The organism is Sphingopyxis sp. MC1, from assembly GCF_000371385.1.
Classification (GTDB): Bacteria; Pseudomonadota; Alphaproteobacteria; order Sphingomonadales; family Sphingomonadaceae; genus Sphingopyxis; species Sphingopyxis terrae.
This window is the reverse complement of record NZ_AOUN01000002.1, coordinates 559469-585356: the sequence shown is the minus strand read 5'-3', so window position 1 is coordinate 585356 and position 25888 is coordinate 559469. Positions and strand designations below refer to the sequence as shown.

Below are 25888 nucleotides of genomic sequence, written 5' to 3'. Positions count from 1 at the left end.
GTGGAGCAGGCGATAGCGGCGGGCGATGACAGCCGCCCGCCAGTCCGCGCTCGACCGCCTGACCGCCAACGCCCCGTTTCTCGCGCGGCTCGCGGAGCTTTATCCCGACGACGTGGCGCGCTTTCTGGCCGATGGGGCCGATGCGGCGCTCGCGCGTGTGGCGCTGCCAGCGGCAGTTGATGACATCATGCCCGCGCTGCGCCGGTGGCGCGGGCGCACGGCGCTGCTGCTGGCACTCGGCGATCTGTCGGGCGAGCATGATGTGGCGGCAACGACGCGCCACCTCTCCGCCTTTGCCGATGCCGCCTGCGACGCGGCGCTGGCCGCAGCCTTTGCCGAGCGCGTCCCCGGAGAGGCGCCGCGCGGGATTGCCGTCATTGCGCTCGGCAAGCTCGGCAGCCACGAACTCAACTATTCGTCGGACATCGACCCGATCCTGATCTTCGACCCTGACACCATGCCGCGCCGCTCGCGCGACGACCCCGATGAGGCGGCGGTGCGGATCGCGCGGCGGATGGTCGAAATCCTGTCGGCGCGTACTGCCGATGGCCATGTGTTGCGCGTCGATTTGCGCCTGCGCCCGCACCCCGAAGTGACGCCGATCGTCCTGCCCGAAAGCGCCGCCATATCCTATTATGAGTCGGAGGCACTGGCATGGGAGCAGGCGGCCTTCATCCGTTCGCGCGCGTCGGCGGGCGACCGCGCGCTCGGGCAGCATTTCCTCGACGCGATCCAGCCCTTCATCTGGCGGCGCAGCCTCGATTTCCGCCAGCTCAAGGAAATCGGCGCGATGAGCGACCGCATCCGCGACCATTTCGCGCAAGGGCAGGCATTCGGCCCGGGTTTTGACCTCAAGCGCGGCCGCGGCGGCATTCGCGAGATCGAATTTTTCGCGCAGGTTCATCAGCTCATCTATGGCGGGCGCGATCCGTCGCTGCGCGTGCCGGCGACGGTCGACGCGCTGGCCGCGCTCGCCGGGGCAGGACGGATTGATGCCGATATTGCGACGCGGCTTGCCGGTCATTATGCGGTGCTGCGGCGGTTCGAACACCGGTTGCAGATGATCGAGGATCAACAAACGCACAGCCTGCCGTTCCAGCCCGCCGCGCTCGACGCGGTGGCGCGGCTCGACGGAGCGCCCGACGGCGCCGCGCTGCTCGCCACGCTCGAACCCGTCGTTACCGATGTCGGCGCCGTCTACGACCGGCTGGTCGCCGAACGCGCGGTGGCGCGCGGGCTGCCGACGGGCGAGGGGGAGCTGGCGGGGGCGCTTGCCGCGGCGGGGTTCGATCCGCCCGACGCCGCGCTGCGCACCATCGCCGAATGGCGCGGCGGCAAGGCGCGCGCTCTGCGCAGCCCGGCAGCGCTCGAGGCGCTGGAGACGGTGCTCCCCGAACTCGTCCGCGCGCTCGGCGCGGCGCCCGATCCCGACGCGGCGCTCGTCCGCTTCGACAAGCTGGTGGGGGGGCTGCCCAGTGCGGTGGGCTTCTTTCATCTGCTCGCGGCGCAGCCCGCGCTGGCGAAAATCGCGACGCGCATCCTCGCGCTCGCGCCCGCGCTCTCCGATGCGCTCGCGGCGCGCGTCGAGCTGATCGAGGGGCTGATCGACGCGCGCGCGTTCGAGGCACCGGCGAGCAAGGCTGAACTGCTCGCCGAATGGGCGCCGACGCTTGCCGGTCTTGATTATGAACGGTTGCTCGACCGCGTGCGCGACCGGGTGGGCGAGCGGCGTTTTGCCTATGGCGTGCAACTGATCGCGGGATCGACCGACCCGCTGATCGTCGCGCGCGGTTACGCCGATCTGGCCGAAGCGGCGTTGCAGGTGCTCGCCGACGCCACGGTTGGTGAATTCGTCGCCGCGCACGGCCGTGTTCCGAACAGCGAACTGGTCGTGCTCGCGCTCGGGCGGCTTGGCGGCAGCGCGCTGACACATGCCTCCGACCTCGATCTCATCTATCTGTTCACCGGCGACCATCTCGCCGAATCGGACGGGCCGCGGCCGCTCGGCGCAACGACTTATTACAACCGGCTCGCGCAGCGGGTGACGGCGGCGATGTCGGTACCGACCGCGGCGGGCAAGCTCTACGACGTCGATGTCCGGCTCCGTCCGTCGGGCGCGCAAGGACCGCTGGTGGTCACGGTCGACAGCTTCGACCGCTATCAGCGCGAGGAGGCGTGGACGTGGGAGCATATGGCGCTGCTGCGCGCGCGCGCCGTCTATGGCTCCGACGCGGCGCGCGCCGAGGTGGGCCGCGTGATCGAAAAGGTCCTGACGGCGCTGCGCGACCGGGCCGCGGTCGTCGCTGACGCCGCGACGATGCGCGACAAGATCGCCGCGCATAAGCCGCCGCAGGGCGCGCTCGACATCAAGGGCGGCCCCGGCGGGCTCGTCGATCTGGAATTTGCGATGCAGACCGAGCAACTGGCGAGCGGGCGCTGTCGCGATCCGCATATCCCGACCGCGCTCGCCTGCCTGGAAGCCGCGGCATTGGCGCCGACCGGAATGGGGACGGCGCATGCGCTGCTCGCGCGGATGCTCGTCATGCTGCGACTGACCGCGCCCGAAGGAGCCCCCGCCACGGCGGCGGCGCGTCAACTCGTCGCCAGCGCCTGCGGCGAACCGGGCTGGCCGCAACTGCTTGCCGCGCACGATGCGGCGCGGCAGGAGGTCGGCGACTGGTGGGCCGCGATTCGGTCCGCCGCGCCCCAGAAGGAGAAGGAAGAATGAGCGCACTCGCGATCGGAGACGATATTCCGGCCGGCACGCTTGCCGATGCCGACGGCGCGGCGATCGACCTCAAGGCGCTGAAGGGCGCGCCGCTGGTCGTCTATTTCTACCCCAAGGCGGATACGCCGGGCTGCACCACCGAGGCGCAGGATTTCACCCGCCTCGCACCCGATTTCGCGCATCTGAATGCGCAGGTGATCGCGGTGTCGCGCGACGCGCCGGCGAAGCTGTGCAAGTTTCGCGACAAATATGGTCTGACCGTGCGGCTCGCCTCCGACGAGGACGGCAGCGTGTGCGAAGCCTTTGGCACCTGGGTCGAAAAGCAGAATTACGGCCGCACCTATATGGGAATCGAACGCTCGACCTTCCTGTTCGGGGCCGATGGCAAGCTCGCCCAGGAATGGCGCAAGGTGCGCGTGAAGGGCCATGCCGATGCGGTGCTGGAGGCGGCAAAGACGCTCTGATGCAAAGCCTGGGCGAAGCGGCGCGCGCGGTCCTGCTGACGGCGGACCCGCACGACAAGCGCCGCGCGGCGCGGGCGTTGGCGCGAGCGTGGCGCCGCGGCGCACTTGCCCAGCGCTGCGACGTGGCGATGCCGGATCAGCCCGCATGGCCGGCCGAGCCCGCGCTTTTGCCGCCGAACCAGATGCCGCGCCGCCGCAAGGGCGGCTCCGAGCGGGGGCGCATCGCGATGCTGCATGCGCTGGCGCATATCGAATTCGTCGCGATCGACCTGGCGGTCGATCTGTTGGGGCGCTTCGGCGACCGCTTCCCGCGCGGCTTCGTCGACGACTGGATCGCCGTTGCGGCCGACGAGGCGATGCATTTCGCGCTCCTCGACCGGCGCCTGCGCACGCTTGGCAGTCACTATGGCGCGCTGCCCGCCCATGCAGGCCTGTGGGAAGCGGCGGCGGCCACCGCCGACGATCCGCTCGCGCGGCTGGCGATCGTGCCGATGGTGCTGGAGGCGCGCGGCCTCGACGTGACGCCCGCCACCGTCACGCGCTTTCGCGCCCAGGGCGACGCGGCTTCGGCAAAGATATTGGAGCGCATTTATATCGACGAGATCCGGCATGTGAGCGCCGGCACTGTCTGGTTCAACTGGATGTGCGACGAATTGGGATTCGCCCCGGCGCCGACATGGCAAACCCTCGTGAAATCGCGATTTCGCGGGGTGCTGAAGCCGCCGTTCAACGACTCGGCGCGCCGGGATGCCGGTTTAACGCAAGAATACTACGCCGTTATTGCTTCGTAAGGATCGGCCACGCAGTAACCATCGCGGGCAAGGGAATAATCCCATCCACGAGAAACAACCGGCGCCGACACCGCCGTAAAACGGGTCGGCGACAAGGCGATAGCGGGGTCGATACGTGCGAAACGCTTCTCTGGGGCAAAAGTTCCGATTTGGTCTTGTTTTCGGTGCCTTGGCACTGACCGGCATGACCGTTCCGGCTGCACATGCGGTCGAAGGCAGCAGCGATGCGGGCATTGTCGTCCCCGACGAACCCGATGAGGACAGCGTCCCGGGGGCGCCGACGCAGCGCGACGACAGCGAAGCCTATGCGATTTTTCAGGCGTGGAAGCGTCTCGACACCGGGCTGACCGCCAATATCGGCATCGCGATCCCGTCGCGCCGTCCGATTGAGCAGATGTCGCTCTCGTCGTCCTATGGCATGCGCGTCCACCCGATCACCGGCAAGCTCGCGCGTCACAATGGCGTCGATATTCCGGCGCCTTACGGCACCCCGATCTACGCCACCGCCGACGGCATCGTCGGCCGCGCCCAGCGCCTTGGCGGCTATGGCAATTATGTCGAAATCGAACATGGCAACGCGATCGAGACGCGCTACGGCCACATGTCGTCCTTCGTCGTGCAGCCCGGACAGCAGGTTAAGAAGGGCGATGTGATCGGCTATGTCGGTTCGACCGGCCGCTCGACGGGCAACCATCTCCATTACGAAGTCCGCATCGACGGCGAACCGGTCAACCCGATGCCGTTCGTGCGGTCGGATTCGATGACGATCGCGGCGCTCACCGGCGACAAGCTGGCCATGGGCGGTCCCGAGTAACAGTTTCTCTGGGTCGGAGAGGAGGGGCGTCTCCAGGCCAGCGGCCGGGGCGCCCTTTTCTTTTGGGGCTCGCGATCCTATCTTCATATGATGGCCACGCAGATCGACGATATCACCCTGTCTCCCGCCGCTGCGGCGCGCGTCCGCTGGATCGCCGAACGCAAGGGCGGGGTGGAACCTGCACTGCGCCTTGCGGTCGACGGCGGCGGCTGTTCGGGCTTCACCTATCGCTTCGGTCTGGCTGAAAGCATCGACGCCGATGACCGCGTCACCGAAACCGACGGGGTCAAGCTAGTGGTCGATTCGATCAGCCTCGATCTGTTGCGCGGCTGCATCGTCGATTTTGTCGATTCGCTTGGCGGATCTTCGTTCAAGGTCGAAAATCCCAACGCCGCCTCGGGCTGCGGTTGCGGCTCCAGCTTCTCGATCTGACGCCTTTCTAAGCGGCGCGCTTCCTGCCATAGCGGGGCGATGAAAGTCGCCACCTTCAACATCAACGGGATCAAGGCGCGGATGCCGCGCCTTGTCGAATGGCTCGATGAAACGCAGCCCGATGTCGTCTGCCTGCAGGAACTGAAATCGAGCGACGAAACGATGCCGACCAAGGAGATCGAGGCGGCGGGTTACGGCTTCCTCTATCACGGGCAAAAGGGCTTCAACGGCGTCGCGATCCTCGCCAAGGGGACCGATCCGGTCGAAGTGCAGCGGGGGCTCGCTGGCGAGGCCGAGGACGAACAATCACGGTATCTCGAGGCCGATGTTTTCGGCGTCCGTATCGGGGCGATCTATCTTCCCAACGGCAATCCGCATCCCGGCCCCAAATTCGATTACAAGCTGCGCTGGATGGCCCGGCTGCGCGAACGCGCGAAGGCGCTGCTCGCAAGCGAAATCCCCGCGATCCTGGCAGGCGACTATAATGTCATCCCGCACGATGACGATGTGTGGGACGTGCGCGGCATGGCGGACGATGCGCTGATGCAGCCCGAATCGCGCGACGCCTGGTTCCGAATGCTCGGCGACGGCTGGACCGACGCGATCCGCAGCCGCCATCCGGCCGGGCATGTCTGGACCTTCTGGGATTATCAGGCGGGCGGGTGGCAGCGCGACCATGGTTTCCGTATCGACCATCTGCTGCTCAGCCCGGCGATGGCCGACCGCCTGATCGATGCGCAGGTCGACAAGGCGTATCGCGGCCGCGAAAAGGCGAGCGACCATGCGCCCACCTGGGCCAGCTTTGCATGACGCAACCCCATTAGTTGAATCGTCATTGCTTCGCCGCGCTCGCGATGAGGCTGGACCATGGCCTCAGGCGTCGGGATAGAGCGTCCGCATCACCCGCGCCGGATCAAGCGCATAGTGATGCGCGATCGCGGCGCCGATCACGCTTTCGAGGCTGCGCGTCGGTTTGAGGTCGCGGCCGTCGAGGCGGTTTGCGGCGCTCAGCCCGGGCCAGTCGGCCGAGACCATCCCGCCCGCGACCGGCCCCCCGCCCGCCAGCGCACCGCCGAAGAACATCGCCGCCGATCCGGTGCCATGGTCGGTGCCGCCGGTGCCGTTGACCGCAACCGTGCGCCCGAATTCCGTCGCGACCACGACCAGCGTGTCGTTCCACGCCGCGCCAAGCCCGGCTTGCAGCGCGCCGACAAGCTGGTCGAGCCCGCGAAGCTGGGCCGTCAGCCGCCCGCGCTGGCCGCTGTGCGTGTCCCAGCCGCCGGTTTCGATCATCATTACCCGCGCGCCGTCGGCCGGAAGCATCAGCGATGCCGCGAGCTTGCCGAGGTCGGCGCCGTTGCGGCCATTGTTGCCGCCGATGTCGCCCGCCAGCTCCTGCGTCTTGACCGCGCTGTCCCACAGCGGGTGCAGCAGCGCGTCGTCGGCATAGAGTGCCGACAGTCGCGCGATCAGATCGGCGTCGGCCTGCGGCAGGCGGCTAGGGGCGTAGGTGGCGACGGGGGCGCTGCCGCGCAGCGCCAGCGGCACCGCCGGCGCAATCGCGAGCGCCTCGCGCTCGGCGGGCGGCAGCAGCGTCAGCAGCCTTCCGACCCAGCCGTCGCTCTTTTCATAGGGACGCGAGCCACCGCCTTCGAGCACATTCTGGCCGTCGAAATGCGACCGGTCGCGATAGGCGGTGGCGACGGCGTGCGCGAAATGCGCCTGCCTGGCGCGATAGAGGTCTGCACCGGCGGCGAGTGCCGGGTGCAGCGTGAACAGGCCATTGAGGCTGGCGCCGCCCCCATCTTCGGCGAGCGCGCCGCGCGCCGCGGCATAGGCGGGATCGCCCGTCGGTGCGACGATCGCAAGGCCGTCGGCGGCGCCGCGCTGGATCACGAACACCAGCCGGCGCGGCGTCGCCGCGGCGGCATAGGCGAAACGCGGCACCGCACCGGCGGCGACAACGGTCAGTCCGCTGATGAGCATATGGCGGCGGGAGAGGGTCATCGTCTATCTCCGCAGAAAGGCTGGGCTGGCATAGAGCAGCGCGAGCGCCTGGCCGGGGCTGTCGGCGCGGGCGACCGCCTGCGCGGTTTGCGTCGTCAAGGCGTCGGCAAGGATCAGCGGCGCGAGCTGGCGGGCGTCGACGCGGTCGCCGATGCGACCGGCGATCCGGCTGGCGAGCTCGACGCGCTGCATCAGCGCCGCCGATCCGGCCCAGGTCGCGACCAGATCGTCATAGCCGGCGGGCGATCCGGGGCGCCAGATCGGCTGGCCGAGCTGGGTGAACAGCGCCGGGACATTCTGCCGGTCGCCAAGCGCCGGCAGTTTCAGACTTCGCATCACCGATACGGTCCAGTCCCACGGCGATTTGAACATCGCGGGGGCGGCCGCCCATGCCTCGGGCGCGGCGACGAGCGTGCGGTAGAGCGAGGTCAGGTCGCCGCCCGTTCGAAGGAAATCGGCCTCAAGCCGCGCAACGAGCGCGGGGGCAGGCGTGTCGCCGGAAAAATGCCGGGCCAGCTTGGTGGCGATGTGCCGCGCGGTTGCCGGATGTCGCGCGAGGTCGAGCAGCACCGCCTCCGCCTGGTCCGCGCCGCCTTGCGCATAGCGTTTGCCCATGATCGACTGCGTGCCGGGTTCGTGCAGCGGTGCGATAAAGACGGTGTCGCCGTCGGCCGCGCCCGCAGGCATCAGCCGCTGCCCGGCACCGCGGCCGAGCCCGGCGACGGTCAGCCCGGTCAGTACCTTGGCAAAGGCCGTGACGTCGGCCTGCGTATAGCCGGTGCGCACCCCCAGCGTGTGCAATTCCATGATCTCGCGCGCCAGATTTTCGTTGAGCCCCGGCGCCTGCCGCCGCCCGCGCGCGCGGATGCGGTCGGACACCGGACTGTCGGGCCCGAAACTTTGCGCCTGATCGAGATAGAGCAGCATGGCGGGATGCCGCACCGCCGCGATCAGGAGATCCGAAAATTTGCCCATAATGTGCGGACGGATCGCCTCGAACTCGTAATTGCCGGCAAAACCGATCACCGGCAGCTTGTCGGCCGACACGGCGAAATGGTTGGACCAGAAGTGGACGAGCCGTTCGGGGAAGGGCGTTGGCGTCGCGACCGCATTGGCAAGCCGCGCGGCGGCCGCATCGACATAATGGGTGCGGATTGCGGAGCGCGACAGGCGTTGCAGTTCGGGGTCCATCGCCGTGCCTGTGCCGTCCTTCTGGGCGACATCATCCGGCGCATTGCGGCGCATCGCTCGCTGGTCGTCCTGATATTCGACATAGGCGGCGGCGATGGCGGCGCGGCCGGGCAAGGCGGCGATCGGTGCGGGAACCGGGTCATAGTCGTCAAGTTGTCGCAGCAGCCAGGCCTGCGGATCGTCGGTCGCGGGATCGTCGAAGCGGCGGCCGAGGCCGAAGCGGTTGGCGGCAAGATAAAGGCTGGGCATCGCGCATCCTTCGGGTTCAGATCCCGAAGCTGCCCGCCCTTTGTCGCAAAATCATGCCAGCAGGATGGCGGCCCGCCGCGTCAGGACAGCGGCTTGTCGTAAAGCTGATACACGCGGTTGACCGTCGCGTTGATGGCGTCGGCGACCGCGTTCATCCCCTGATTGTCGTCGAGCACCCAGCCGATATCGCCCTGCTCGGCGCCATATTTGGCGACGCCGTCGCGGCGGATATATTCGATCATCATGAAGGCGAGGGTGCTCGCCATGCGGCTGTTCTGCAATTTCTTGACCACGCCCATAAGGGGCACGCGCAGCCGCTTGCTCTTGGGCTTGCGCAGCCACCAAAGCAGGCGCGCCCAGTTGAAGGGGAACAACGATCCGTCCATCCCGATCAAGAGTTCGTTGAGATCGGGCAGCACGATCATGAACGCGACCGCCTCGCCATCGACTTCGGCGACGCGGATCAGATCCTCGAAAACAATGTCCTTCAGCTTCTTGCCGACATAGGCGATCTCGCTGTCGGTCAGCGGGACGAACCCCCAATTGTCCGACCAGGCGTCGTTCAAAATGCCCATGATCAGCTGCGCCTCGGCATCGAACTTGCGCTTGTCGACGCGGCGGATGCGGATGCGCTCGTTCTTCTCGCCCGCCGCGACGATGCGGTTTACCAGCGGCGGAAAGCCGTCGACGATATCGACCGCATAGTTGAACAGCTTCTTGACCGGGCGATAGCCCTCGGCCTCGATCCACCCCTGATAGAGCGGGCTGTTGTGGCCGAGCATGATCGTCGGCGGCGTGTCGAAGCCTTCGACCAGCAGCCCGGGTTCGTCCCAGATCGAAATCGACAGCGGGCCGAGCGCGCGGTTCATTCCCTGGCCGCGCAGCCAGTCTTCGGCGCTGACGATCAATGCGTGCGCGACCTCGGCATCCTCGGCCTCCAGCAGCCCCCAATTGCCCGTCCCCGGACCCATGCCCTGGCTCGCCGGCTGTTCGAGCGCGAGGAAGTCGACATGCGCCGAAATGCGTCCCACCGTGCGGCCGTCGCGGCGTGCGAGGAACAGCTGCGCCTTGCCATGTTCGAACCAGGGGTTCTTGCCTGGCGTCAACAGGTCGAACGCTTCGTTTTTCAGCGGCGGCACCCAGGCGGGATCGCCGCGGTTGAGCCGAAAGGCCAGTTCGACGAATTCGCGCTTGTCCGCCTTGTCCTTGACGGGATGGATGGAGACGGGACCTTGCGAATGTGCGGCCATGGCTGGTTTCCTGAATGACGGTGCCTATATTTGTGGCGACGCATTAGGGCATAGCTGTGGCGCTGGCGACCCGTATTCGGCCATCATGCTGCCACGAAATCATGGTGAAGACGCCGGCATGATGACGACCAATCCCGCTGCCGAACGGATCGCGACTCCCCCCGCGGCCCCGGCCACCCAGACGCCCAAATCGGCGATTGCCGACGATATGGCGATGATCCGCGCGGCCTCGGAACTGACGCGCGATCTCGTCAATCCGAACGCGCGCATCTATTGGGTGGATTTCCTCGGTTCGGCGTTTATCGGCTATGCCGGTGTCGCGGCGGCGATCCTGGCACCATCGACCGCATGGATGCTCGCCGCAGCGCTCATCGCCGTCGTCGCGCTCTACCGCGCGGGCAGCTTCATCCATGAACTGACGCATATCCGCAAAAATGCGCTCCCCGGTTTCCGGCTCGTGTGGAACCTGCTCGTCGGTATCCCGCTGCTTATCCCTTCCTTCCTTTACGAAGGCATCCACAGCCTCCACCACAACCGCACCAAATATGGCACGGTAGAAGATCCCGAATATCTGCCGCTGGCGCTGATGAAGCCGTGGACGGTGCCGCTGTTCGTCGTCGCGGCCGCCTTTGCGCCGCTGGCGCTGCTCTTTCGCTTTGCGGTGCTGACCCCGCTGTCGTTCGTCATCCCACCCCTTCGCCGCGTGGTGATGGAGCGCTATTCGGGGATGATCATCAACCCGATGTTTCGTCGCCGCCCGCCCGAAGGCGATTTCCGCCGCCAGTGGGCGTGGCAGGAAGGCGGCGCCTGGGCCTGGTCGACGCTGCTGATTGCGGCGGGCGTGTTCGGCTGGGTGCCGCTGCGCGCGCTGCTGATTTTCGGCGCGATTGCGGCGGCCAGCCTCGTGCTCAACCAGATCCGCACGCTCGTTGCGCATCTGTGGGAAAATGACGGCGCGGTGCTGACCGTAACCGCGCAGTTCCTCGACAGCGTCAACGTCCCGCCGCCGGGCCTGCTCCCCGAGCTGTGGGCGCCGGTGGGGTTGCGCTATCACGCGCTGCATCATCTGCTGCCCGGCGTTCCCTATCACGCGTTGCCAGAGGCGCACCGCCGCCTGCAAGCAGCGCTGCCCGGCGATTCGCAATATCATGCCGCCAATTACCGCAGCCTGCCGAAGCTGGTGATGAATCTTGTCGCGGGTTCGGCCAAGGGAACAGTCGGCTGACATTCGGCCGCGTCGGCGCTCGAAAGAGGGCCGGCGGCGACCGCTTCTACTGCGTTTCGACAGCCTGCTTGAACCGCGCAAGCTGCGCGGCGGCCGCTGCGGCATGCGGGCCGATCCAGCGGTCGTGGATGTCCTGAATCGGCATCGCGTTCAGATGGTTCCAGCGTTCGCGGCCGCGACGTTCGGCGATGACCAGCCCTGCCTCCTCCAGCACCTTCAGATGCTGCATCACCGTGCATCGGTCGAGATCGACGAAATGGTCGCACAGCGCCCCCGTCGTCAGCGGCTGATCCTTCAGATCGTCCAGAATCTGCCGCCGAACGCCATGCGCGAGCGCCTTGAAGATGCGGTCGAAATCGTCGTGGATTGACATGTTATAAATTTATAACATAATTAAGTGCGACTCAAGCGGAGAATGACGATGGAACTGAAATTCAGGGTCGCGGCGCGCATCGCCAAACCGGTGCATGATGTGTTCGAGGCGGTTGCCGATCCCGCGCAACTGTCGCACTATTTCACCACCGGCGGCGCACAGGGCCGGCTCGAGACCGGCGCGGTGGTGACGTGGGATTTCCACGATTATCCCGGCGCCTTTCCGGTCCATGTGATCGAGGTGGTGCAGGATGAGAAGATCGTTCTGGAATGGGCGGCCTATGAAGGCCAGGCGCCGGGGGTAGAGGGCGGCACGATGGCGGACGCCGCTTACCGTACCCGCGTGACGATGACCTTCAAGCCGCTCGATGACGGCCGCACGCTGGTCGAGATCGCCGAGGGCGGCTGGCGCGAAACGCAGGCGGCGCTCGACGGCAGCTACGGCAATTGTCACGGCTGGACGCAGATGCTCTGCGCGCTCAAACTCTGGGTCGAACGCGGCATAAACCTGCGCGCCGATTTCTATGTCTGATGCCGTCTATGCGTTGCGCGCCATCAGCCCGCCATCGACGGGGATCACCGCGCCGGTGATATAGCTCGCCGCGGGCAGGACGAGGCTCAGCGTCACATGCGCGACCTCCTCGGGCTCGCCATAGCGGCGCAGCGCGGTGCGGCGCCGTGCGAAGATCGCCTTGTCCGCGTCGGGTACCTTGTCGGTCATCGCGGTGCGGATCGGGCCGGGACAGATGCAGTTGACGGTGATCCCATCCTTGCCCAGATCGACCGCCAGACCGCGCGTCAGCCCGGTCACGCCCGTCTTGGCCGCGACATAGGGCGTGTCGCCGGGCGTCGCGCCCAGTCCCTCGGTCGAGGCAATGTTGACGATGCGCGGCGCGTCGCTTTGCCGCAGCCACGGCAGCGCCGCGCGCACCATCCGCTGGTGCGCGGTCAGCATCACCGCGATCGCGCGGTGCCAGATCGCATCATAATCGTCGCCCGCATCGAGCGGGCAGAAGCTCGACACGCCGGCATTGTTGATCAGGATGTCGATACCGCCAAAATACGCCGCGATGTCGGCGACGACGCGCTTGATCGCCTCGCCGTCCGATACGTCGAGCGCGAAGGCGCGCGCGCCGTCGCCGGCTTCCGCGGCAACCGCCTCGCATGCGGCAGGGTCAAGGTCGGTGACCGCGACCTTCGCGCCCTCGCGCGCCAGCAACAGCGCGGTCGCCCGCCCCATGCCGCTCGCGGCGCCGGTGACGATTGCGACGCGGCCCGCGACGGAGCGCGAAAGGGCGGCTGCCGGCGTCACCGGAACGGCGGCTCGTTGAACGCGCGCAGTTTGCGGCTGTGCAGCTTGGCGCCCTCGTCGTGCATCAATTCGCACGTGCGGATGCCGATCTGGAGATGCGCCGCGATTGCTTCTTCATAGAAACGGTTGGCCTGTCCCGGCAGCTTGAGTTCGCCGTGGAGCGGCTTGTCGGACACGCACAGCAAGGTGCCGTAAGGCACACGGAAGCGGTAGCCCTGCGCCGCGATGGTCGCTGACTCCATGTCGATGCCGATCGCGCGCGACTGCGAGAAGCGCAGCGCGGAATCGGTGAAGCGCAATTCCCAGTTGCGGTCGTCGGTGGTGACGACGGTGCCGGTACGCATCCGTTTCTTGAGGTCGGCACCGCTGGTTCCCGACACCGCCTCGGCGGCGCTCGCCAGCGCCTGCTGGACTTCGGCTATCGGCGGGATCGGAATTTCGGGCGGCAGCACGCTGTCGAGAATATGGTCGTCGCGCAGATAGGCGTGGGCGAGCACATAATCGCCGATCCGCTGGCTGGGGCGCAGCCCGCCGCAGTGGCCGATCATCATCCATGCCTCGGGCCGCAGCACCGCGAGGTGATCGCAGATCGTCTTGGCGTTCGAGGGGCCGACGCCAATGTTGACGAGCGTGATGCCGCTGCCGCCCTCGGCAATCAGGTGATATGCGGGCATCTGGTGCCGTCGCCATGCGCTGTCGCTCGCGAGCGCGCTGGCATTGATATCCGGCTCGTCGACATAGAGACCGCCCGCACCGGCGAGCGCGGTGTAGCGTCCCTTGCCGACCTGCGCCCCCGCCCAGGCGACGAATTCGTCGACATAGCGGTGATAGTTGGTGAACAGAATATAGCGCTGGAAATGCTCGGGCGCGGTGCCGGTATAGTGGCGCAGGCGCGCGAGGCTGAAATCGGTGCGCAACGCGTCGAACAGCGCGAGTGGCTGCGCCGCCGCGGGGTCGAAGCCGAACAGGCCGTCGGCCAGCTCGTCGCCGATATCGGCGAGCTCGGTGGTGGGAAAGTGGCGCGCGAGTTCGAGCGGAGTGACGCGGCCCATGTCCGACCCGTCGCTGGCGTCGAGGACATAGGGGAAGGGGATCTGCTGCCCGGTGCGCGTCACCTCCAGCGTCACCTCATAATGGCGGACGAGCAGGGTCAGCTGTTCGCGCAGATAAGCCTCGAACAGATCGGGGCGCGTTACCGTCGTGACAAACTCGCCCGCCCGCTCGAAATGACCGAAGGCGAGGTTGTGGCCGCCCTGGCCTTCGCGAAACTCGCCATTGGTGACGAGGCGCAACGCCGGATAGTCGAACAGGCCGGTCGCGGCGGCATCGGCGGGCGGCAAGGTGCCGTCACGGACGAAGGCGGCGATGGCGGACTTGAGATTGCCGACCGACGTGCGGAAACGCGACTGAAGTTCGGCGATGACCCCTTCGACAAGGGTGGTGGGGTCGGCGATATTTTCGTTCGATGATTCTGATGTCATCGCGACGCTGTTGCACGAAAATATGACAAAAGGAAAGGGGGGCGACGCAGCGCCGCGCCGCCCCTCATTTCAATCCGCAAACCGCTCAGAGCTGTTCAAGCATATGGTCGGCGCTCGACACCTTGAATTCGCCCGGTGCTTCGACATTGAGCTGCTCGACGACGCCATCGTTGACGACCATCGAGAAACGCTGGCCGCGCTTGCCCATGCCGAATGCCTTGCCGTCCATGGTCAGCCCGACCGCTTCGGCGAAATCGCCATTGCCGTCGGCGAGCATCGTCACGCTGTCGGTCGCGCCGGCATTCTTCGCCCAGGCGCCCATGACGAAGGCGTCATTGACCGCGGTGCAGACGATTTCGTCGATGCCCTTGGCCTTGAGCTCGGCTGCCTTTTCGACGAAGCCGGGCAGGTGCTTGGCCGAACAGGTCGGCGTGAAAGCGCCCGGAACCGAAAAGAGCGCGACCTTGCGGCCCTTGAAATAATCGGCGGCCGAAACCTGTTCGGGGCCGCCTTCGGTGACCTTCACCAGCTTGGTGTCGGGCAGCGAGTCTCCGGTAGTGATGGTCATGCTGGCATCCTTTCGTTGAGGGGGGTTTTGTGCGGGCGAGACATTGGGTGTGCGCCGCCGCGAGTCAAGCGGCGGAGCGTTCACATTGCACAATGGACCCCGCCGTTCGTCGATATGGCCGCAAAGACGCTGGACCCTGCGCGCCCGGCAGTCCATGATGGGGCGATGGAAAAGGCGCCGACCTGGTTCACCGGCCAATTGCTGCTCGCGCTGCCCGGCATCGGCGATCCGCGTTTCGATCACTCTGTCATCGCGATGATCAGCCACGACGAAGAGGGTGCGATGGGGATCGGCATCGACGACCCGATCGACGGCATGACCGTCGGCGCCGTGCTCGATCAGCTCGACATCGCGCACGACGCACCGCTCGATCAGCCGGTCTTTCTGGGCGGACCGGTCGAACCGTCGCGCGGTTTCGTGCTCCACAGCCGCGACTGGTCGGGCGAGGGCGCGGTGCAGGTGTCGGGGCGCTGGATGATATCGAGCTCGCACGACATATTGCGCGCCATCGGTGAGGGGCGCGGGCCGTCGCAATGGCTCGTCGCGCTCGGCTATGCCGGATGGTCACCGGGACAACTCGAAGAGGAAATGGTGCGCCATGCCTGGCATCTGACGCCCGGCAGCGACGCGCTGCTGTTCGACACGCCGCCGGCGCAGCGGTGGCAGGCAGCCTTTGCCGAAGCCGGCATCGATGCGCGCCTGCTGACGGTCGAGGGCGGCGAAGCGTAGGATCGCCGCCCGTCGATCGGCTGCGTCAGTGCGCGAGGGCGAGGAGCGGGCGCCCTTGGTCAAGCCGCGCGAGCGCGGTGCGTGCGGCCCAGCGCGAATCCATGAAATCCCCGTTCGCAAGCTCGAGGTCGTAGCGGATCGGGCTGTCGATCGCCGACCGATAGGCGGTCGCGGCGTCGGCGGTGCGGCCAAGCCGGGCATAGGCGGTGCCCAGATTGATCAGGCGCGACGGATCGCGGGCATCGACCCGGCCGTCGGTCAGCTTGGCCACTGCCGCCTTGTTTTCGCCCGCCTGTAATTCTTCAAAGGCAACCGACAGCGGCGTCGAGGCGCTGTCCTCGGTGCCCGTGACGACGATCGACTGAGCCATCGCCGGCGACGCGACGGCCAGGGCAGCCAGGCTGAGCAGAATTTTTTTCATCTAGGTATCTCCCCGAAAATTTTGACCTATTTTCTCGTTTGTGGGGATAAAAGTCAATGAATCGCGGGCTATGTAACATTGCTGTCACATAGACGGATTATGCTAATCGCAAGGCGTATTATAAGGCAAATTTCTTAGGAAGTTGGCCATTGCAAGGCTGTGTCACAATTGCGCCCCGCGCGTTGTAACATTGGCGCGCGCCCGAAATTTATTTTGCGCTGCCTCGCGATTGGCGGCGGACGAATCGTGCCTGCGCCGCGTCCGACTGCGACCCGCGCCTTGCAGATATAAAGAAAAGTTTATATTTGAATGGCGACGCGCTTTCGGTTAGGGCGCGCAACATAATTGCTCGACAATTCGGGGCCGCTCGCCTGCGGCCGTACTCGCCAATATGGAGACTCCCCCGTGGCCACCACCGCAGCCAATGCCACCATTACCGCCGCCAATGCCGCAATCGCGGCGGCGAAGACCAAGGACGGCGCCGCCGACTATGTGATTGCCGACATCGGCCTCGCCGACTTCGGCCGCAAGGAAATCGCGATCGCCGAAACCGAAATGCCCGGCCTGATGGCGCTGCGCGCCGAATATGGTGCGGCGCAGCCGCTGAAGGGCGCGCGCATCACTGGATCGCTGCACATGACGATCCAGACCGCGGTGCTGATCGAAACGCTGACCGCGCTGGGCGCCGAGGTGCGCTGGGCGACCTGCAACATCTTTTCGACCCAGGATCATGCCGCCGCCGCGATCGCCGCTGGCGGCACGCCCGTCTTTGCGGTGAAGGGCGAGAGCCTCGCCGAATATTGGGACTATGTCGGCCGGATCTTCGACTGGGGCGACGATCAGACCGCGAACATGATCCTCGACGACGGCGGCGACGCCACGATGTTCGCGCTGTGGGGGGCGCGCGTCGAAGCGGGCGAACCGCTGTTCGAGCCGACCAACGCCGAAGAAGTCGAATTCGTCCGTGCGCTCAAGGACTTCCTTGCCGCCAAGCCGGGCTATCTCACCAAGAGCGTGCGCGCGATCAAGGGCGTGTCGGAAGAAACGACGACCGGCGTCCACCGCCTTTACCAGCTGGCCAAGGAAGGCAAGCTGCCCTTCCCGGCGATCAACGTGAACGACAGCGTCACCAAGTCGAAGTTCGACAATCTTTATGGCTGCAAGGAAAGCCTGGTCGATGCGATCCGCCGCGCGACCGACGTCATGCTGGCCGGCAAGGTTGCGTGCGTCGCGGGCTTCGGCGACGTCGGCAAGGGCTCGGCCGCCTCGCTCCGCAACGGCGGCGCGCGCGTGCTGGTTACCGAAATCGACCCGATCTGCGCGCTGCAGGCGGCGATGGAAGGCTATGAAGTTGTCACGATGGACGAAGCGGTCGCTCGCGCCGACATCTTCTGCACCGCGACCGGCAACGCCGACGTCATCACCGCCGACCATATGGCGGCGATGAAGCCGATGGCGATCGTCTGCAACATCGGCCACTTCGACAGCGAAATCCAGATCGCGGGGCTCGCCAATTACAAGTGGACCGAAGTGAAGCCGGGCACCGACCTCGTCGAATTCCCCGATGGCAAGCAGATCATCGTGCTGGCGAAGGGCCGCCTCGTGAACCTCGGCTGTGCGACCGGGCACCCGTCGTTCGTGATGTCGTCGAGCTTCACCAACCAGACGCTCGCGCAGATCGAGCTGTTTACCAAGGCCGACGATTACAAGAACGACGTCTATGTCCTGCCCAAGCATCTCGACGAAAAGGTCGCGGCGCTGCACCTCGAAAAGCTGGGGGTGAAGCTGTCGACGCTGACGCAGAAGCAGGCCGATTATATCGGCGTGCCGGTCGAAGGACCGTTCAAGCCCGATCATTATCGTTACTGATCGTTACTAATTTTTCATAAACAGACTGTAGGGTCGCGCTGCCGTCCGGAAACCGGATGGGAGCGTGGCCCTTTTCTTTTGGGGGTTCGGGGCACCGCTCGCTCGATTCATATTTTGGTGCGGCCGGGGGGCATCGCTTAAACGAGGGAGTTCCCGGAATGGTTACCGTGCGCGCGATGCGAGCAGGGCTTTATGGCGGCCTGTCCGCGCTGGCTATTCTGGCGGCGGCTGCGCCGGCTGCGGCGCAGGATGTTGCGCCCGATGCGTCGGCGGACGCCGACAGCGGTACACAGATCATCGTCACCGGGTCGCGCATCGCGCGCACCGATGCGGACACGATCCAGCCGACGCTGGTCACCACCGCCGACCAGATCGACCGGCGCGGCTATACCAATGTCGCGCAAGCGCTGTCGGAAATTGCCGCCTTCGGCGTTCCCGGCAACAGCAATGTCGGTGCGCAGGAGGGGCCGTTCGGTTCGGGGCAGACCTTCGTCGATTTCTTTTCGCTGGGTAGCCAGCGCACGCTGACGCTGGTGAACGGCCGGCGCTTCGTGTCGTCCAATACCGCTTCGGTATTCGGGCCGGTGGGGCCGGGCAGTCAAGTCGATCTCAACGTCATCCCCGAAACGCTGGTCGATCGCATCGAAACGGTCGCGGTTGGCGGCGCGCCCATCTATGGCTCCGATGCGATCGCGGGCACGGTCAACATCATCCTCAAGCGGGATTTCGACGGGCTTGAAATAAAAGGCCAGGCGGGCGTGTCGCAGCGCGGCGACGCGCCGGATTATCGCATCAGCGGCATCTGGGGCGCCGGTTTTGCGGACGGGCGGGGCCATATCACGCTGAGCGGCGAATGGAATCGCGCGCGCGGCCTCACCACGGGCGACCGCTTTCTGACGAGCGCCGCCGGCCCCTTTTTTACGACTGCCGCCGATCCGGCATCTCCCTTTCAGCAGCAGCTTTATTACGACCAGCGGCTGAATGTCTTCACCAACAGCGGCGTGCCGCTCGCCTTCGACAGCATTCCCGAATTCGGCGGGATTTTCGATGCGTCGGGCAATGTCCTGACGTTCAACGACGCCGGCCGGCTCGTCCCGCTCGACTTCGGGACGCGCACGGGCAGCCTGTTCGAAAGCTCGGGCGGCAATGGCTTTGCGACAAAGGATTATGGCAACCTCGCGACGAACAATGACCGCTATCTCGCGACCGCGCTCGGCAGTTTCGAGCTGAGCGACACGGTCCGCTGGTTCGGCGAGGGTTGGTATGCGCACAGCAAGGGGACCAATGTCGCAGCGCAGCCGGTGTATAATACGGCGCTGGCGGGGCCGGGAACGTCGCCCAACGGCAATCTGGTGCTCAGCCTCGACAATCCCTATCTGAACGACGCCGACCGCGCGACGATCCGTGACAATCTGGCCGCCTATGGTCTGCTCGGCGGGATTCCGATTGATGCCGACGGCGACGGCAATCCCGATTTCACGACGGCTCCCGACAGCTTTCTGATGGCACGCGCCAATACCGACCTGACGACCGGCCGTTCCGACACGACGGTCGAACTCTATCGCTTCGTCACCGGGTTCGACGGCGAATTCGGCGTCGGCGACCGGATCTACAAATGGGAGGTCTCGGCCAATTACGGCCATTCCGAAACGCGCGGGCGCGAACGCGTGCTGGTGCAGCAGAATTTCCTCAACGCGGTCGATGCCGTCGACGAGGGTGTGTTTGGCGGCGGTGCCGCCAACGGCAATATCATCTGCCGCCCCGGATACATCAACGCGAACATCGCGACGCTCAGCGCGACCTGCGCGCCGCTCGACCTGTTCGGCGTCGGCCGCTTCAGCCAGTCCGCGCTCGATTATGTGACGACGATCGCCGACCCGACCGCGACCAATTCGCAGTTCGTGCTCAGCGCGTCGGTCAATGGGCCGCTGTTCCGGCTGCCCGGCGGCGATGTCATCGCCTCGCTCGGCTATGAGCATCGGCATGAGAAGACCGCGTTCGACCCCGGCGCCTATTATTATGGCGAGGATGTCGGGGGCGGATTCCGGATGCCGTTCGGCCGCAGCATCCCGATCGATCCCGTTCGGGGCAGCTTCACGACGAATGAATTTTCCGGCGAGCTCAAGATTCCGGTCATTTCGCCGGACATGGACGGTTTTGTCCATGCGTTCGAACTCGACGGCGCGGCGCGCTATATCGATCATTCGGCGGCGGGGGGCGACTGGACGTGGACCGCGGGTGGACGATTGTCGCCGGTCGCCGATGTGACGATCCGCGGCAATTTTACCCGCTCGGTGCGCGCGCCAGCGATCACCGAAAGCTTCAGCCCGACGTCGCTGGCTTTTGCGACGGCCAATGATCCGTGCGATCGCCGCTTCGTCAATTCGGGACCGAACCCGGCGCAGCGGCGTGCGAACTGCATCGCAGCGGGGATCGCGAACCCCGATGGCTTTACGTCGAACATCGTCGGGTTCACGGCGCCGATCTCGGTGTCGGGCAATGCTGCGCTCAGGAACGAGCGCGCCGACAGCTGGACCGTCGGCGCGATCCTTCGCCCGCGCTTCGTACCCGGTCTGACGATCACCGCCGACTGGGTCGATATCCGGCTGCGCGATGCGATCGTGTTGCTCGGTGCCGGCCAGACGCTCGACGCTTGTTATGACGCGGTCGCCTATCCGGCGGCGGTTTGCGGCCAGATCGACCGCGATCCGGGCGGGCAGGTCGCTTTCGTGCGCACCGGCTATGCCAATGCGGCGTCGATGGACTTCCGCGGCCTGACCGCCGAAGTCGCCTATCGGCGCGAGGTCGCGGCGGACACGGCGCTCGGCCTGTCGCTCAATTACTTCTATCTCGACAAGCTCGAAACGCGCGTCGGAACGGGTGATATCGACACCGCGCGCGGCGAAATCGGCAATCCCAAACATTCGTTCACCGCGAATGTCACGGTCGATCGCGGTCCGGTAAATCTGCTCTGGCAAACGCAATATTATGGCAAGAGCGTGTGGAACGCCGACGCGGCGCCCAACGCGCTGGAATATAGCGGTGTCGGCTCGTGGTGGCTGTTCAACGCCTCGATCGGCGTCGACGTATCGAAGCAGTTTGCGCTGCGCCTGATCGTCGACAATGTCTTCGACGCGAAGCCGCCGTTCCCGGCGCCGGCGGCCAATGGCACGATCACCTATTATTCGGGCATTTTGGGACGCTATTTCCGCGCATCCGCCACGGCAAAATTCTGACCGCGTGGGCGCGCGCAATCGGTGCGGAGTGCCGGGGATATTCGACCGGACGAGGCCTTCCGGCGTCCTGTCCCGCCGCGCCCGTGCGGCGGACGATTGAATAGAGGCTGCGCAGTCGATAGGGGCAGACGGATGATATCCGGCGTCCCTGTCGTCCTCTCGCTTCGATCGGCGCGATGCCCGTGCCGATGAGCGCGGGCTTGCTCTTCGCGCTCGGCCTGTTCGCCGCGCTCTGGCTGGTTGCCGGGCTGTGGGCGGTCGGGCGCGGGGTTGCCATGCAGCGGCGCTCGGCGTTCGTCGCCGGGCAGACCGAACGCCTCGCCAGCCTGCTCGAAGCGTCTCCCTATCTGCCCGTCGTGGTGCGCGGCGACTGGCGCATCGAGGCGAGCGAGCGGCTCGGCCGCTGGCTCGGGCTCGATGCCGGGCCGCGCAGTTTCGACGAGCTTCGCGGACTCGGCACCGGGCTCGACGCGCAGGCGCACGAAGCGCTGCGCCAGGCGATCCTCGGCGCCCAGCGCGGTGCCAAACCCTTCACGCTCAGCCTGCGTCCGCAGGGCAGCAACCGTACGATCGTCTGTCAAGGCGTGGCGGCGCCGCAGTCGGTCGGCGGACCGGGCAGCGTCCTGCTGTGGCTCAGCGATGCGACCGATGGCCAGCAATCGCTCGCCAAGGCGCGGATCGAACGCGACGAGGCGATGGCGGCGTTCGAGGCGCTGTCGGGCTTGATCGAGGCGGCGCCGTTTCCGATGTGGTTCCGCGAACCCGATCTTCGCCTCGCGCTCGTCAACACCGCCTATGTCCGGGCGGTCGAGGCGAAGAGCGCGGCGCGGGTGATCGAGGATGGCACCGAATTGTGCGAGCCAATCGCCGGGGTCAGCGCGACCGACGCGGCCGAAGCGGCGCGTGCCGCGGGCGCGGCGCATATGCGCACCGTCCCGGTAACGATCGAGGGCGAACGCCGCATCATGCGGGTCGTCGACGTGCCGCTGGCGCCCGAGGGCGGCCGCGTCATCGGCATCGCGGGCTATGCGATCGATATTCAGGAGCTGGAGAGCGAGCGCGGCGCGCACCGCCGCTTTGTCGATACCCAACGCGAATTGCTCGACCGGCTGTCGGCGGCGGTGGCGCAGTTCGGCCCCGATCATGGCCTCGTCTTTGCGAACCAGCCCTTTCGCCGGCTGTTCGACGTGACGGCCGAGGATGTGTCCGAAGGCCGGGCGCTCGCGCGGTTGCTCGATGCATGGCGCGAGGGCGGCCGGACCCCCGAAGTGCGCGACTATCCCGAATGGCGGCAGGCGCATGTCGACTGGTTCGCGCTGCCGCACGCGAGCGAGGAGGAATGGCGCCTGCGCGACGGTACCCATCTGCACGTCGTCGCCCAACCGACCCCCGACGGCGGCCTGCTGCTGATAGCCGAGGATCGCACCGAGCAGGTGCAACTCGCCTCGACGCGCGACACGTTGCTGCGCGTGCGCACCGCGACCTTCGACAATCTGTTCGAGGCGATCGCGGTCTTCGCTCCCGATGGCCGCCTGCACCTGTGGAACCAGCGTTTCCGCCGCTTGTGGGGCGTCGATGAATCGACCCTTGCGGCGCATCCGCGCGTCGATGTGCTGATGAACGGCCTCGCCGACCGGCTCGCCAAGCCCAACCAGATCAGCATCGTTCAGGAAGTGATCCGCGCCGCGACGCTCGAGCGGACGCAGCGCGCGGGCGAAATCCGGTTCAAGGACGGACGCCATTTCGATTTCGCTTCGATCCCGCTGCCCGACGGCAATGCGCTGCTCATCATGCTCGACATCACCGCCAGCCGGAAGATGGAGGGCGCGCTGCGCGAACGCAACGAGGCGCTCGAGGCGGCGGACAAGGTCAAGACCGCTTTCCTGTCGCGGATGAGTTACGAACTGCGCACGCCGCTGACGTCGATCGGCGGCTTCGGCGAGATGCTGCAGGCCGGCTATGCGGGCGAGCTTCCGCCTGCCGCGCGCTCCTATGTCGATGCGATCATGGATTCGGTGGCGGTGCTCGGCCGCCAGATCGACAATGTGCTCGACCTCGCGCAGGGCGAGGCGGGGACGCTGGCGGTCGAACGCGCGCCGGTCGACGTCCGCGCGCTGCTCGGCAAGGCGCTCGCCGACGCGGCCCCGTTCGCCGAGACCGAAAAGATCGAACTCGTCGACAATCTGTCCGACAATCTTGGCAGTATCGAAGGCGATGCGCCGCGCCTGTCGCGGGTCGTGGGCGGGCTGCTCGACAATGCGATCCGCTTTACCGCCCCGGCCAAGCGCAGCGGCGGGCGCGTGCTGCTCCACGCCGACGGCGACGCGCGCGGAGTGGAGATCGTCGTATCGGACAACGGTCCCGGCATGCCCGATGCGGTCGCCGCGGTGACGAAGGGGCAGCAGGCGGGTACGCAGACCGGCGGCATCGGCCTCGCGCTCGCGCGCCAGCTCGTTGCCGCGCACGGCGGCACGATGGAGGTGCTCAGCGAAAAGGGCCAGGGAACGCTGGTCCGCGTCACCCTGCCGCGCGGATGAGCTTCAGCTGCGCCTATGATCTCGAAGACGCCGATCGCATCGGTGCCGCCATCGGCGCCGCGCTGAGACCCGGCGATGTCGTGCTGTTGTCGGGCGACCTCGGCGCGGGCAAGACGACGCTGGCGCGTGCGATGCTCAAGGCGCGCGGTCTGGCGGGCGAGGCGCCGAGCCCGACCTTCGCGATCGTCCAGCCCTACGCCCCGCCCGAAGTCGATCTGCCGATCGCGCATGTCGATCTTTATCGTATCGACGGAGAGGATGAACTGATCGAACTCGGCCTCGACGACTATCTCTACGACGGCGCGCTGCTGATCGAATGGCCCGATCGATTGGGGGCGCAGGCATGGGGCGACGCGCTGGCGCTGACGATTTCGGGCGGGGGCGATACGCGCGTCTTGACAGCGGAAGTGCCGCCCGCTTGGGAAGCGCGATGGCCGCTCCGATGATTCCGCCCGACCATGCGCCCGCCTTTCTTGCCGCGCATGGCTGGGGCGATGCCCGCATTCTGCCGCTCGCGGGCGATGCCTCGTTCCGCCGCTATTTCCGCGTCGTCGGGGAAGGGCGGCAGGCGGTGCTGATGGATGCGCCGCCGCCGCACGAAGACCCGCGCCCCTTCATCGCCGTCGCCGAATGGCTGTGCGAACAGGGGATGAGCGCGCCCGCGATCCTCGCCCGCGATCTGGCGCAGGGCCTGCTGCTGATCGAGGATTTCGGCGATGTGCGGCTGCGCGAAACGCTCGACGCGCGCCCCGCGGCGGAGGTCGAATTCTACGCCGGGGTCACCGACCTGCTCGTCCATCTGCACGCGCGCCCCGCGATGCCGGGGCTGCCCGTCCACGGCATCGAACAATGGCTCGACGAAGTGATGCTGTTCACCGACTGGTACTGCCCCGCGCTGGACCTTGCCGTCGATCGCGACGGATTTCGCGCGGCGTGGCAAACGGCGCTGGCGCCCGTCGAACAGGACGGCCTGCCGCGCGTCACGGTGCTGCGCGACTTTCATGCCGAAAATATCATGCTCGTCGATGGACGCAGCGGCATTGAATATTTCGGTCTGCTCGATTTTCAGGACGCGCTGGTCGGCCATCCCGCCTATGACCTCGCCTCGGTGCTCGAGGATGCGCGCCGCGACGTGACCCCGGCGGTCGAGGCCGCAATGCTCGATCGCTATGTCGCCGCGACGGAACAGGGCGCGGCTTTCCGTGCCGCCTATTGGGCGCTCGCGGCGCAGCGCAACACGCGCATCCTGGGCGTTTTCGTGCGTTTGTGGAAACGCGACGGCAAGCCCGGATACCGCCAGTTCCAGCCGCGCATGTGGGGTCTTCTCGAACGCGACCTCGCGCACCCGGCGCTCGCGCCGGTGAAAAAATGGTTCGACGACAATGTGCCCGCCGCCAAGCGCGCGGCGGCGTGGAGCGAGTGACGGCATGACCGCGACGATCGAAAGCGCGATGGTGATGGCGGCGGGGATCGGCAAGCGGATGCGCCCGCTCACCGCGACGCGGCCCAAGCCGCTCGTGCGCGTGGCCGGCAAGCCGCTGATCGACCATAGCCTCGACCGGATCGAGGCGGCGGGGATCAGCCATGTCGTCGTCAACGTCCATTATCTCGCCGACGCGCTCGAGGCGCATCTCGCGAAGCAGAAGCGATCCTTCACCCTGGCGGTGTCGGACGAACGCGGCGAACTGCTCGAAACCGGTGGCGGCATGGTCAAGGCGCTGCCGCTGCTCAAGGGCGACCCGATCCTGATCGTCAACAGCGACAATATCTGGACCGACGGGCCGCAGGACAGCATCCGCAATCTGGCGCGCCACTGGGACGGCGATCGGATGGATGCGCTGCTCCTCGTCATCCGTCAGGCGAGCGCGACGGGACACGGCGGCAAGGGCGATTTTCACATGGACCCGAGCGGCAAGCTGTCGCGGCGCAAGCCGGGCCGGGTCGCACCCTTCGTCTATACCGGCATCCAGCTCATTTCGCCGCGCTTGCTCGTTGGCGCGCCTGATGGACCCTTTTCGACGAACCTGTTGTGGGACCGCGCGATCGCGGCGGGGCGGCTTTATGGTCTGTCGCATATGGGGCAATGGTTCGACGTCGGAACCCCCGCCAGCATTGCACCGACCGAAGCGGCGCTGAGCGAAGTTTGACACGGATCGTCATCCCGGCGAAGGCCAGGATCTCGCCGGTGCGTCATGGCGATAGGGAGAGATCC

23 protein-coding genes are annotated in these 25888 nt (G+C 66.5%); 15 read left to right on the top strand and 8 right to left on the bottom strand.

The window, feature by feature from the left end:
* Positions 1-25 precede the first annotated feature (25 nt).
* From EBMC1_RS03325 to xth, 6 genes are all read left to right on the top strand, one after another.
* Entirely contained in the window at positions 26-2728 is a 2703-nt protein-coding gene (locus EBMC1_RS03325) for a bifunctional [glutamine synthetase] adenylyltransferase/[glutamine synthetase]-adenylyl-L-tyrosine phosphorylase (protein ID WP_003040518.1), read from the top strand.
* Entirely contained in the window at positions 2725-3192 is a 468-nt protein-coding gene (locus EBMC1_RS03320; RefSeq protein ID WP_003040517.1) for a peroxiredoxin, read from the top strand. Before EBMC1_RS03325 ends, EBMC1_RS03320 begins: the two co-directional genes overlap by 4 nt.
* Positions 3192-3983, top strand: a complete 792-nt coding sequence (locus tag EBMC1_RS03315) for a ferritin-like domain-containing protein (RefSeq protein ID WP_003040514.1) — start codon at positions 3192-3194, stop codon at positions 3981-3983. The genes EBMC1_RS03320 and EBMC1_RS03315 overlap by 1 nt, the downstream gene beginning before the upstream one ends.
* 184 nt (positions 3984-4167) lie before the next feature.
* The gene (locus EBMC1_RS03310) at positions 4168-4797 is read left to right on the top strand and encodes a M23 family metallopeptidase (protein ID WP_003040511.1); all 630 of its coding nucleotides are present in this window, start codon (positions 4168-4170) and stop codon (positions 4795-4797) included.
* Positions 4798-4884: 87 nt separating this feature from the next.
* On the top strand, positions 4885-5229 hold the full coding sequence (erpA, locus tag EBMC1_RS03305; protein ID WP_003040509.1) for an iron-sulfur cluster insertion protein ErpA: 345 nt from the start codon (positions 4885-4887) through the stop codon (positions 5227-5229).
* Positions 5230-5268: 39 nt separating this feature from the next.
* A complete protein-coding gene (gene xth, locus EBMC1_RS03300; protein WP_003040506.1) occupies positions 5269-6039 on the top strand; it encodes an exodeoxyribonuclease III in 771 nt (256 codons plus the stop codon).
* Between the two features lie 63 nt (positions 6040-6102).
* On the opposite strand, the gene EBMC1_RS03295 is transcribed toward xth, so the two are convergent.
* From EBMC1_RS03295 to EBMC1_RS03285, 3 genes are all read right to left on the bottom strand, one after another.
* Positions 6103-7236: a DUF1501 domain-containing protein gene (locus EBMC1_RS03295; protein ID WP_040589187.1), complete on the bottom strand. Its 1134-nt coding sequence runs from the start codon at positions 7234-7236 to the stop codon at positions 6103-6105.
* A 3-nt stretch (positions 7237-7239) separates the two neighbouring features.
* Positions 7240-8676 (bottom strand): DUF1800 domain-containing protein, encoded by a 1437-nt coding sequence (locus EBMC1_RS03290; RefSeq protein ID WP_003040503.1) that lies wholly within the window; start codon positions 8674-8676, stop codon positions 7240-7242.
* An 80-nt stretch (positions 8677-8756) separates the two neighbouring features.
* Complete coding sequence (locus EBMC1_RS03285; RefSeq protein ID WP_003040500.1) at positions 8757-9926, bottom strand: hypothetical protein; 1170 nt, start codon at positions 9924-9926, stop codon at positions 8757-8759.
* Between the two features lie 118 nt (positions 9927-10044).
* On the opposite strand from EBMC1_RS03285, the gene EBMC1_RS03280 reads away from it, so the two are divergent.
* Positions 10045-11151: a fatty acid desaturase family protein gene (locus tag EBMC1_RS03280; RefSeq protein WP_003040497.1), complete on the top strand. Its 1107-nt coding sequence runs from the start codon at positions 10045-10047 to the stop codon at positions 11149-11151.
* 46 nt (positions 11152-11197) lie between these two features.
* On the opposite strand, the gene EBMC1_RS03275 is transcribed toward EBMC1_RS03280, so the two are convergent.
* The gene (locus tag EBMC1_RS03275) at positions 11198-11524 is read right to left on the bottom strand and encodes an ArsR/SmtB family transcription factor (RefSeq protein ID WP_003040494.1); all 327 of its coding nucleotides are present in this window, start codon (positions 11522-11524) and stop codon (positions 11198-11200) included.
* Between the two features lie 42 nt (positions 11525-11566).
* On the opposite strand from EBMC1_RS03275, the gene EBMC1_RS03270 reads away from it, so the two are divergent.
* Positions 11567-12055 (top strand): SRPBCC family protein, encoded by a 489-nt coding sequence (locus EBMC1_RS03270; protein WP_231292853.1) that lies wholly within the window; start codon positions 11567-11569, stop codon positions 12053-12055.
* Between the two features lie 6 nt (positions 12056-12061).
* On the opposite strand, the gene EBMC1_RS03265 is transcribed toward EBMC1_RS03270, so the two are convergent.
* The 3 genes from EBMC1_RS03265 to EBMC1_RS03255 all read right to left on the bottom strand — a co-directional run bounded on the left by EBMC1_RS03265 (position 12062) and on the right by EBMC1_RS03255 (position 14884).
* Positions 12062-12835: an SDR family NAD(P)-dependent oxidoreductase gene (locus EBMC1_RS03265; protein WP_003040490.1), complete on the bottom strand. Its 774-nt coding sequence runs from the start codon at positions 12833-12835 to the stop codon at positions 12062-12064.
* Complete coding sequence (locus tag EBMC1_RS03260; protein WP_003040488.1) at positions 12832-14316, bottom strand: AMP nucleosidase; 1485 nt, start codon at positions 14314-14316, stop codon at positions 12832-12834. The genes EBMC1_RS03265 and EBMC1_RS03260 overlap by 4 nt, the downstream gene beginning before the upstream one ends.
* Before the next feature lie 85 nt (positions 14317-14401).
* Positions 14402-14884 (bottom strand): peroxiredoxin, encoded by a 483-nt coding sequence (locus tag EBMC1_RS03255; RefSeq protein WP_003040485.1) that lies wholly within the window; start codon positions 14882-14884, stop codon positions 14402-14404.
* A 114-nt stretch (positions 14885-14998) separates the two neighbouring features.
* On the opposite strand from EBMC1_RS03255, the gene EBMC1_RS03250 reads away from it, so the two are divergent.
* Positions 14999-15613, top strand: coding sequence for a YqgE/AlgH family protein (locus tag EBMC1_RS03250; protein ID WP_003040483.1), 615 nt, complete (start codon positions 14999-15001; stop codon positions 15611-15613).
* Between the two features lie 25 nt (positions 15614-15638).
* On the opposite strand, the gene EBMC1_RS03245 is transcribed toward EBMC1_RS03250, so the two are convergent.
* Positions 15639-16034 carry a hypothetical protein gene (locus EBMC1_RS03245; protein ID WP_003040480.1) on the bottom strand — a complete coding sequence of 132 codons (396 nt, stop codon included), beginning with the start codon at positions 16032-16034 and terminating at the stop codon, positions 15639-15641.
* A gap of 432 nt (positions 16035-16466) precedes the next feature.
* Here EBMC1_RS03245 and ahcY point away from each other — a divergent pair, with 432 nt between their 5' ends.
* From ahcY to EBMC1_RS03215, 6 genes are all read left to right on the top strand, one after another.
* On the top strand, positions 16467-17903 hold the full coding sequence (gene ahcY, locus EBMC1_RS03240; RefSeq protein ID WP_442852380.1) for an adenosylhomocysteinase: 1437 nt from the start codon (positions 16467-16469) through the stop codon (positions 17901-17903).
* A gap of 158 nt (positions 17904-18061) precedes the next feature.
* Positions 18062-21139, top strand: coding sequence for a TonB-dependent receptor domain-containing protein (locus EBMC1_RS03235; RefSeq protein WP_003040475.1), 3078 nt, complete (start codon positions 18062-18064; stop codon positions 21137-21139).
* A 188-nt stretch (positions 21140-21327) separates the two neighbouring features.
* Positions 21328-23676 carry a PAS-domain containing protein gene (locus EBMC1_RS03230; protein WP_442852379.1) on the top strand — a complete coding sequence of 783 codons (2349 nt, stop codon included), beginning with the start codon at positions 21328-21330 and terminating at the stop codon, positions 23674-23676.
* On the top strand, positions 23673-24122 hold the full coding sequence (tsaE, locus tag EBMC1_RS03225; RefSeq protein ID WP_003040470.1) for a tRNA (adenosine(37)-N6)-threonylcarbamoyltransferase complex ATPase subunit type 1 TsaE: 450 nt from the start codon (positions 23673-23675) through the stop codon (positions 24120-24122). Before EBMC1_RS03230 ends, tsaE begins: the two co-directional genes overlap by 4 nt.
* Positions 24107-25099 (top strand): aminoglycoside phosphotransferase family protein, encoded by a 993-nt coding sequence (locus EBMC1_RS03220; RefSeq protein ID WP_003040468.1) that lies wholly within the window; start codon positions 24107-24109, stop codon positions 25097-25099. Before tsaE ends, EBMC1_RS03220 begins: the two co-directional genes overlap by 16 nt.
* 4 nt (positions 25100-25103) lie before the next feature.
* Entirely contained in the window at positions 25104-25823 is a 720-nt protein-coding gene (locus tag EBMC1_RS03215) for a nucleotidyltransferase family protein (RefSeq protein WP_003040466.1), read from the top strand.
* The last annotated feature ends 65 nt before the right edge of the window (positions 25824-25888 follow it).